This is a genomic window from Flexivirga sp., assembly GCF_051955415.1.
Lineage (GTDB): Bacteria > Actinomycetota > Actinomycetes > Actinomycetales > Dermatophilaceae > Flexivirga.
Window position 1 is genome coordinate 1 of the sequence record NZ_JBQCGS010000050.1, and the last position, 7,864, is coordinate 7,864.

Genomic DNA, 7,864 nt, shown 5'->3' on the forward strand with positions numbered 1-7,864 from the left:
CCGCGAGACGACGACCAAAACCGTCGGTGTCGGCCACGAGCGACGCTCGTGGCGGACACCGACTGACTTGCGAGGAGTCGAAGCAGACAGCTCGGCTCAGTCGACCAGCAGGCTCAGCAGATCGGCGCGGGTCAGGACACCGACCGGCTTGCCGTCCTGCACCACCATCACCGCGTCGTGTTTGTTCAGCAGGTCGCGTGCTCCCGAGACGCGCTCGCCGGCGCCGATCATCGGCAACGGCGCCTCCATGTGACGCTCCACCGGGTCGGCCAGGTGTGCTGCCCCCGTGTAGAGCGCGTCGAGCAGCTCGCGCTCGCTCACCGAACCGGCGACCTCGCCGGCCATCACCGGTGGCTCTGCCTTCACGACGGGCATCTGCGAGACGTCGTACTCACGCAGGATCTGGATCGCATCCCGGATGGTCTCGTTGGGATGGGTGTGCACCAACGCCGGCATCGAGCCTGCCTTGGCGGACAGCACGCTGCCTACGGTCTGCTCCTCCGCCTGCTCCGGGAGGAACCCGTAGCTGCCCATCCAGGTGTCGTCGAAGATCTTCGACAGGTAGCCCCGGCCGGAGTCCGGCAACAGCACCACAACGGTCGCCTCGGCAGGCAGCGTCGCTGCGTGTCGCAGCGCGGCCACGACCGCCATACCGCAGGAGCCGCCCACGAGCAGGCCCTCTTCGCGGGCCAGCCTCCGCGTCATCGCGAAGGAGTCGGCGTCGCTGACCGCGATGACGTCGTCGACGACCGACGGGTCGTAGGCCCGGGGCCACATGTCCTCGCCGACGCCCTCGACCAGGTAGGGACGGCCGCTGCCGCCCGAGTAGACCGAGCCCTCCGGGTCGGCGCCGAAGATCCGCACCCGACCGCCGGGTCGGTCCGCGGAGACCTCGCGCAGGAAGCGGCCGGTGCCGGTGATGGTGCCTCCGGTGCCGATGCCGGCGACGAAGGAGGTCAATTCACCGTCGGTGTCGGCCCAGATCTCCGGACCGGTCGAGTGGTAGTGGGAGTTGGGGCCCTCGGGGTTGGAGTACTGGTCGGGCTTCCACCCGCCGGGCGTCTCCGCGGCGATGCGGTCCGAGACGCTGTAGTAGGAGTCCGGATGCTCCGGCGGCACCGACGTCGGTGTCACGACCACCTGGGCGCCATACGCCTTGAGCACGTTGCGCTTGTCCTCGCTGACCTTGTCCGGGCAGACGAAGATGCACCGGTAACCCTTGCGCTGGCCCACGAGGGCCAGCCCGACACCGGTGTTGCCCGAGGTCGGCTCGACGATGGTGCCGCCCGGCTGCAACGCTCCGGACGCCTCGGCCGCCTCGATCATCCGCAAGGCGATGCGGTCCTTGACCGACCCTCCGGGGTTGACGTATTCGACCTTGGCCAGAACGGTGCACGCGATGCCCTCGGTGACCTTCGACAGACGGACCAGCGGGGTACCACCCACCAGATCGGCGATGTGCTCAGCGAACTTCATGCACCGATCGTCTCAGATGTCGGATGATCGTGGGGCCTCATGCCACACACACCCGGCGGACCCGTCGCGGCGAAATGAGAGCATGGGCACCCACGGACGATGACGACATACGAGCGGCAGCAAGGGCGGGTGAGGCAGCGATGAGCCGGGCATCGGTGGCGCGCAAGGTCGCCATGTACACGGCCGAGATCGCCGGGGTGGGCGCGGCTGGGGTCCTCGGCGGATGGGGTGTGCTCAAGGGCGAGGCCGCGATCGCCCGACGGGTCGTCGGTCAGCCGTTCGACGGTGCACCGGACGACAACGGCACCTACGGGGCCGCTCCCGGCGAGCCGATCGACCTGCTGGTGCTGGGAGACTCGACCGCCAAGGGCATGGGCGCGGACAATGCGAGCCAGACCGTCGGGGCGATCATCGCCGCCGCCGTGGCCGCGTTCGCCGGGCGGCCGGTCCGGCTCACCAACGTCGCAGTCGTCGGCGCGACCTCACCGGATCTGGGCGGCCAGCTGGACGCGGCGCTCGAGTCCGTGTCCCACCCGGACGTGGCGTTGATCATGGTCGGCGCCAATGACGTCACCAGCCGGCTGTCGCAGACCGACGCCGTCGAGCACCTGGCCGAGGCCGTCCGCCGGCTGCGCGATGCCGGTAGCCCGGTCGTGGTCGGGACCTGTCCCGACCTGGGCGTCATCAAGCCGGTGCCCCAGCCGCTGCGCCAGCTCGCTCGTCGGTGGTCGCGCCACCTCGCGGCAGCGCAGACCCGCACCGTCGTCGAAATGGGCGGGCGCACCGTCTCGCTGGGCGACCTGCTGGGGCACGAATTCTCCGACAGCCCGACGGTGATGTTCTCCAAGGACCGTTTCCACCCCTCATCCGCCGGCTACGCCCGTGCGGCCTCCGCATTGTTGCCGAGCGTGCTCGACGCGCTCGGCGAGGTCTCCCCGGACACCGGACGCAAACCGGACCGGTTGCGCGGCGAGGCCGTCCGCCCGGTCGCCTCCGCGGCTCGGCGGGCCGCCCGCGACCCCGGCACCGAGGTCACCGGCACCGAGGTCAAGGGTATGGCGCGCAACGCCCGCGGCCCCTGGGCGGTGCTGCTGCGTCGTCACCGCCACCCGCTGCCGGATCCCGAGACCGCCGGCACGGCAGCCGCCGACATCCCGACCGCTCCGCCCGGTGATGCGCCAGCGCACCGGTCGGACGACGCCGCGGACGACACGCCGCCCGACTCCCCCGCGGCGCACCACCCGATCGGCTCGGACTGACCCCGCTCGCGGCCGCCGGCAGAGGTTTACAGTCGGCGGTATGACGACTGAGGCTGACTGCATCTTCTGCAAGATCGTGGCGGGTGCGTTGCCCGCCGACAAGATCCATGAGGACGAGCACACCGTTGCCTTCATGGACCTCAATCCCGGCACCCGCGGCCACGCGCTCGTGGTCCCGAAACAGCACGCCAAGGACCTGCTCGAGATCGCTCCGGACCAGCTCGCCGCGGTCGCCCTGGCCGGCCAGTCCGTCGCACGGCGCGCGATGGATCGGCTCGGCGCGGACGGCATCAACCTGCTCAACTGCTGCGGCTCCGAGGCGTGGCAGACCGTCTTCCACTTCCACCTGCACGTCATACCGCGTTACGAGGACGACCCGCTGCAACTGCCGTGGATCCCCCAACCGGGAGACCCCGACGAGATCGCCGAGGTTGCCGCCCTGTTGCGGGACTGACGCACACCGCCACGAGGTGCCGGCGGGCCGTCGGCGCGGACGCCATACACTCGAAGGCGGCATACCCGCGAGTAACATCCCGCGATCGGCCACAGCACGTTCCGAAGACCCGCTCCTGCATCGACGGAGGACCCCATGCCCGAAGCTGTCATCGTCTCCACTGCGCGCACCCCGATCGGCCGTGCGTTCAAGGGATCCCTGAAGGACATTCGCCCCGACGACCTCAGCGTGCAGGTGATCCGGGCGGCCCTGGAGCGGGTGCCCGGTCTCGACCCGAAGCTCGTGGAGGACCTCTACCTCGGCTGTGCCGAACCGTGGGCCGAACACGGGAGCAACATGGCGCGCGTCGTGTCGGTGCTCGGCGGCTGGGACCACCTGCCGGGCGCAACCGTCAACCGCTTCTGCTCCTCCTCGGTGCAGACCACCCGGATGGCGGCGCACGCCATCAAGGCCGGTGAAGGCGACGTCTTCATCTCCGCCGGTGTCGAGTGTGTGTCCCGCTACGCCGACTTCTCCGGCGCCGGCGGCAGCAACGTCGCCTGGCAGAACCCGAAGTTCGAGGAGGCCAAGACCCGGACCGAGCAGATCGCCAAGGACAACACTCCCTGGTCCGACCCGCGCGAGGACGGCGAGCTGCCCGACATCTACATCGCGATGGGCCAGACGGCCGAGAATGTCGCGACGCTGCGCGGAGTGAGCCGGGCACGCCAGGACGAGTGGGGCGTCAGCAGCCAGAACCGCGCCGAGAAGGCCATCGCGGACGGATTCTTCGCCCGGGAGATCGCGCCGGTCACCCTGCCGGACGGCACGGTCGTCAGCACCGACGACGGCCCGCGTGCCGGCGTCACCCTGGAGAAGGTCTCCACGCTGCAGCCGGTGTTCCGGGAGAACGGCACCGTCACCGCCGGCAACTGCTGCCCGCTCAACGACGGCGCGGCCGCGGTGGTGGTGATGAGCGACACCAAGGCCGCCGAGCTCGGCCTCACCCCGCTCGCCCGGGTGGTGTCCACCGGCGTCTCCGCGCTGTCGCCGGAGATCATGGGCCTCGGGCCGGTCGAGGCGTCCCGTCAGGCGCTGCAGCGGGCCGGTATGACGATCGACGACCTGGACCTCTACGAGATCAACGAGGCGTTCGCCGCGCAGGTGCTGCCCTCCGCCGACGACCTCGGCATGGACTTCGACAAGCTCAACGTGCACGGCGGCGCCATCGCGCTGGGCCACCCGTTCGGCTCGACCGGCGCGCGGATCACCACTACGCTGCTCAACGGCCTACAGGAAAGGGACGGCACCTTCGGTCTGGAGACCATGTGTGTCGGTGGCGGTCAGGGTATGGCGATTATCTACGAGCGGCTGTCCTGAACCTCGACGCCGGAACGTGATTCGGCCCCGGACCGCGCGTGCGGTCCGGGGCCGAATGCGTGGTGGCCGGTGGGGTCAGCTCGTGGCCTCGGCGACCTCGTCGCCCGCGGTGGCCACCTTGCGGGTCCACTGGTAGACACCGGCGATCAACACGACGAAGAGGACCGCACCCAGGCCCTCCGACCAGTGCAGGAAACCGTCGCCGACCACGGCGAGCGGCGAATCCTTGCCGGTGGCCGCGACGATCGCCGCGAGCAGCACCCCGAACAGGCTCTCCCCGACGATGAAGCCGGTCGCCACCAACACGCCGAGCCGCTTGACCCGCACCGGGTTCGCCGTGTTGCGGTCGGCCCACCGGTCGTAGAACGTCCCGATCACGGCACCCAGCGGGATCATCAGCGTCAGCGAGATCGGCAGGTACATGCCCATGCCGACGGCCAGCGGCGGCAGCCGCAGCCGACCGGTGGTCTTGCCCAGCACCTCGTCGATGACGATCACGACGACGCCGATGGCCGCACCCAGGCCGATCAGGCCCCAGTCGAGGGAGCCGCCGAAGACACCCTTGGCCAGCGACGAGATGAGCGACGCCTGCGGAGCCGCGAGCGCGTCCTTGCCGGCGCCCGGGGCGCCCAGGAAGCCGAAGCTGTTGTTCATCAGATCCATGATCGGCGGTATGACCAGTGAGCCGAACACGACGCCGATCACCAGCGCCACCTGCTGTTTCCACGGCGTGGACCCGACCAGTTGACCGGTCTTGAGGTCCTGGAGGTTGTCGTTGGAGATCGTCGCGACACCGAACACGATCGCAGCGGTGAAGAGGGTGAAGGCCACCAGCGCCTCGGCATGTGCACCGCTGCCGCCGCCGAACATCGCCTTGATGAGCAGAGCGGCTGCCAGCACCACGAGGATGCCGACGCCGGAGATCGGGCTGTTGGACGAACCGATCAGACCTGCCATGTAACCGCAGACCGCTGCGACGACCAGGCCGATCAGCAGCACGAAGATCAGGCTGAGCACGATGAGGCCCACCAGGCTGCCCCTGAGGTTGGTGTCGTGCGCAAAACCCCACAACAGCAACGCGATCGGGATCAACGACAGCAGCACGATGCCGGCGACGATGGTGATCGGCATGTCGCGCTCGGTGACGTCCAGCTCCTCACCGCCCTGCCGCGCACGGTTGGAGACGATCGCGTCCTTGATGCCGCCGATGATGGGGCCGATGATCTTCAGCAGCGTCCAGACTGCGGCAACCGCGATCGCACCGGCGCCGATGAAGCGCACGTCGGTGGCGAACACACCACTGACCGCGTCAGTGATGTCACCGTGAGCGGGCAGGTGACCGGAGGACTTGATCGGCAGCAACACCCCGAACGAGATGAGCAGGCCGACGATCATCGCGATGCCGACGCCGAGACCGACGAGGTGCCCGACACCGATGAGCGCGAGCGAGAGGCTGGAGCCGATCATCGTGCCGCCGCTGCCGACATGAAACACCTTCTGCAGCGATCCGGCGACGACCTTGAGCGCCGCCAGCAGCGAAAACGCCGCCGCGGCAAGCGAACCCACGATGATGACGCGCAGACCGCGCTTGTTCTCGTCCGCACCCTCCCGGGTGTCGCCGACTTTGAGCACCTCGGCGCCTGCGACGCCTTCGGGATAGGGCAGGTCGGATCCGGTGACCAGGGCGCGACGCAACGGGATGGAGTAGGCCACTCCGAGAATGCCGCCGACCAGGCAGACGGCCATGGTCGTCCAGTAGGGGAAGCCGTTCCACCAGCCCACGATCACCAGGCCGGGCAGCACGAAGATGATCGCCGACAGCGTGCCCGCCGCGGAGGCGATCGTCTGCACGATGTTGTTCTCGACCACCGAGTGGTCGGCGAAGTAGCGCAGCACGGCCATCGAGATGACCGCCGCCGGGATGGAGGTGGCGAACGTCAGGCCGACCTTCAGGCCCAGATAGACGTTGGCCGCCGTGAACACCAGGGTGATCAGACCGCCGATGACGATGCCGCGGACAGTCAGCTCCCGCACGACCGACCGGCCCGCAGAGCTCTCAGCGGACATGGAATAGAACCTCCTCGATGGAACACACGAACCAACCCACCCTAAACGCGTCGGCGCTCACGCCCGAATCGCGCCGTGCCCGAGCGCCATACGCTGTGGTGGTGGACGACGTCACGACCGAACTGCGGCGGGTGACCCGACGCTGGCAGCAACTAACGGCGCAACAGACCCGCGAAAACGCTTCGCTGCTGCGCGATCTCGCGCAACAGCTGGCCGACCGAACCCGGCGCGAGCAGGCGCTGGAGCCGCTCGACATACCGGACCTGGGGGACGCCGTGCTGGCCGAGCAGCTGACCGTGACGGTGTATGACGCGTGCCGCACGGGCCTGGAGTCGCTGGCGCTGCAGGGCCTGACGCAGGTGCGCCGCGCGCTGCCCTGACGCTGCTCAGCGCAGCGGCGCCAGCACGGCGCGGTAGCGCTCGAGGTGCTGGGCGTCCGGCCGGAGATCGGACAGCACCCGGAAGATCGCGGCGCGCAGCATCGCCTGTCGGGGCGCACCTCGCGTCCAGTCCTGCATCAGTGCCGGATCCGCGCCGCACCACATCACCAGGTCGAGCACGGCCACTGCGTCGCTCCAGCGGACCGGGCGCCAGTAGGGGGCGAAGTCGATGACGACGGGGACATGGGCAGCATCCACCAGCACGTTGCCGGCCAGGTCACCGTGCACCAGCTGCTGCGGACCGAGGTCGTCGTCGGTCCGCAGCATCAGCAACTCGCGCGCCAACTGCGCCTGAGCACAGGAGTATTCGTCCAGCTGGGCCGCTCCGTGCGCGAAGGCGATGCGTTCGGCACGATCCCAGCGGCTGCGCGGTGGCTGTGCGGCGAGGGGCCACCGCCCGATCGCCCGGGCCAGCTCGGCGTGCAGCAGTGCGGCGGTGGCACGCACCACCGCCGGGTCGGTGCAGCTCGTGCTGCCCGGCTCGTAGCGGCTGGCGGACCACCCCTCGACCACCCAGTTGCCGTCACGGGCCGGGATCGGCATGGCGACGCGGACGCTGCGGCGAGCGCGGGTGTCCAGGTCCACTGCCAGCCGGGCCAGGCGGGGGCTGAGCTCGTCGGCGGTCGGGTGGTCGCGCCCCGGGCTGAGCACCAGGTCACCGGCCAGGACGCTGCCACCCTGGCCGCCCGGCAGTCGCCGTAGGTCGTCCGGCACGGCAAAGAGGTGGGGGGCCCGCGCCGCCGGCCGCGCGGGGGCGCCCCGGCGACAGCTGGGGGGGGGCGGGACGGCCGGCCCAGGGGACGGGCGGG

7 protein-coding genes are annotated in these 7,864 nt (G+C 69.9%); 4 read left to right on the plus strand and 3 right to left on the minus strand.

The features are described 5' to 3' along the window. Positions 1-96: 96 nt before the first annotated feature. On the minus strand, positions 97-1,476 hold the full coding sequence (locus tag ACTHL4_RS08640) for a cystathionine beta-synthase (protein WP_440282345.1): 1,380 nt from the start codon (positions 1,474-1,476) through the stop codon (positions 97-99). A gap of 140 nt (positions 1,477-1,616) precedes the next feature. On the opposite strand from ACTHL4_RS08640, the gene ACTHL4_RS08645 reads away from it, so the two are divergent. The 3 genes from ACTHL4_RS08645 to ACTHL4_RS08655 all read left to right on the plus strand — a co-directional run bounded on the left by ACTHL4_RS08645 (position 1,617) and on the right by ACTHL4_RS08655 (position 4,548). Beyond that, a complete protein-coding gene (locus ACTHL4_RS08645; RefSeq protein WP_440282346.1) occupies positions 1,617-2,735 on the plus strand; it encodes an SGNH/GDSL hydrolase family protein in 1,119 nt (372 codons plus the stop codon). Between the two features lie 40 nt (positions 2,736-2,775). After that, a complete protein-coding gene (locus tag ACTHL4_RS08650) occupies positions 2,776-3,189 on the plus strand; it encodes an HIT family protein (protein WP_440282347.1) in 414 nt (137 codons plus the stop codon). A 135-nt stretch (positions 3,190-3,324) separates the two neighbouring features. After that, complete coding sequence (locus tag ACTHL4_RS08655) at positions 3,325-4,548, plus strand: acetyl-CoA C-acetyltransferase (protein WP_440282348.1); 1,224 nt, start codon at positions 3,325-3,327, stop codon at positions 4,546-4,548. Between the two features lie 75 nt (positions 4,549-4,623). Here ACTHL4_RS08655 and ACTHL4_RS08660 read toward each other — a convergent pair whose 3' ends face one another. After that, a complete protein-coding gene (locus tag ACTHL4_RS08660) occupies positions 4,624-6,615 on the minus strand; it encodes an OPT family oligopeptide transporter (RefSeq protein ID WP_440282349.1) in 1,992 nt (663 codons plus the stop codon). A gap of 101 nt (positions 6,616-6,716) precedes the next feature. Between ACTHL4_RS08660 and ACTHL4_RS08665 the strand changes: the two genes are divergently transcribed. Then, positions 6,717-6,995, plus strand: coding sequence for a hypothetical protein (locus ACTHL4_RS08665; RefSeq protein ID WP_440282350.1), 279 nt, complete (start codon positions 6,717-6,719; stop codon positions 6,993-6,995). Positions 6,996-7,001: 6 nt separating this feature from the next. On the opposite strand, the gene ACTHL4_RS08670 is transcribed toward ACTHL4_RS08665, so the two are convergent. Further along, the gene (locus ACTHL4_RS08670; protein ID WP_440282351.1) at positions 7,002-7,769 is read right to left on the minus strand and encodes an aminoglycoside phosphotransferase; all 768 of its coding nucleotides are present in this window, start codon (positions 7,767-7,769) and stop codon (positions 7,002-7,004) included. Positions 7,770-7,864: the final 95 nt, after the last annotated feature.

What these genes read in the sequence shown, in the direction of transcription:
- ACTHL4_RS08655 (WP_440282348.1), top strand. Translation starts at nt 3,325, where the DNA reads ATGCCCGAAGCTGTCATCGTCTCCACTGCGCGCACCCCGATCGGCCGT.
- ACTHL4_RS08640 (WP_440282345.1), bottom strand. Translation starts at nt 1,476, where the DNA reads ATGAAGTTCGCTGAGCACATCGCCGATCTGGTGGGTGGTACCCCGCTG.
- ACTHL4_RS08645 (WP_440282346.1), top strand. Translation starts at nt 1,617, where the DNA reads ATGAGCCGGGCATCGGTGGCGCGCAAGGTCGCCATGTACACGGCCGAG.
- ACTHL4_RS08650 (WP_440282347.1), top strand. Translation starts at nt 2,776, where the DNA reads ATGACGACTGAGGCTGACTGCATCTTCTGCAAGATCGTGGCGGGTGCG.
- ACTHL4_RS08660 (WP_440282349.1), bottom strand. Translation starts at nt 6,615, where the DNA reads ATGTCCGCTGAGAGCTCTGCGGGCCGGTCGGTCGTGCGGGAGCTGACT.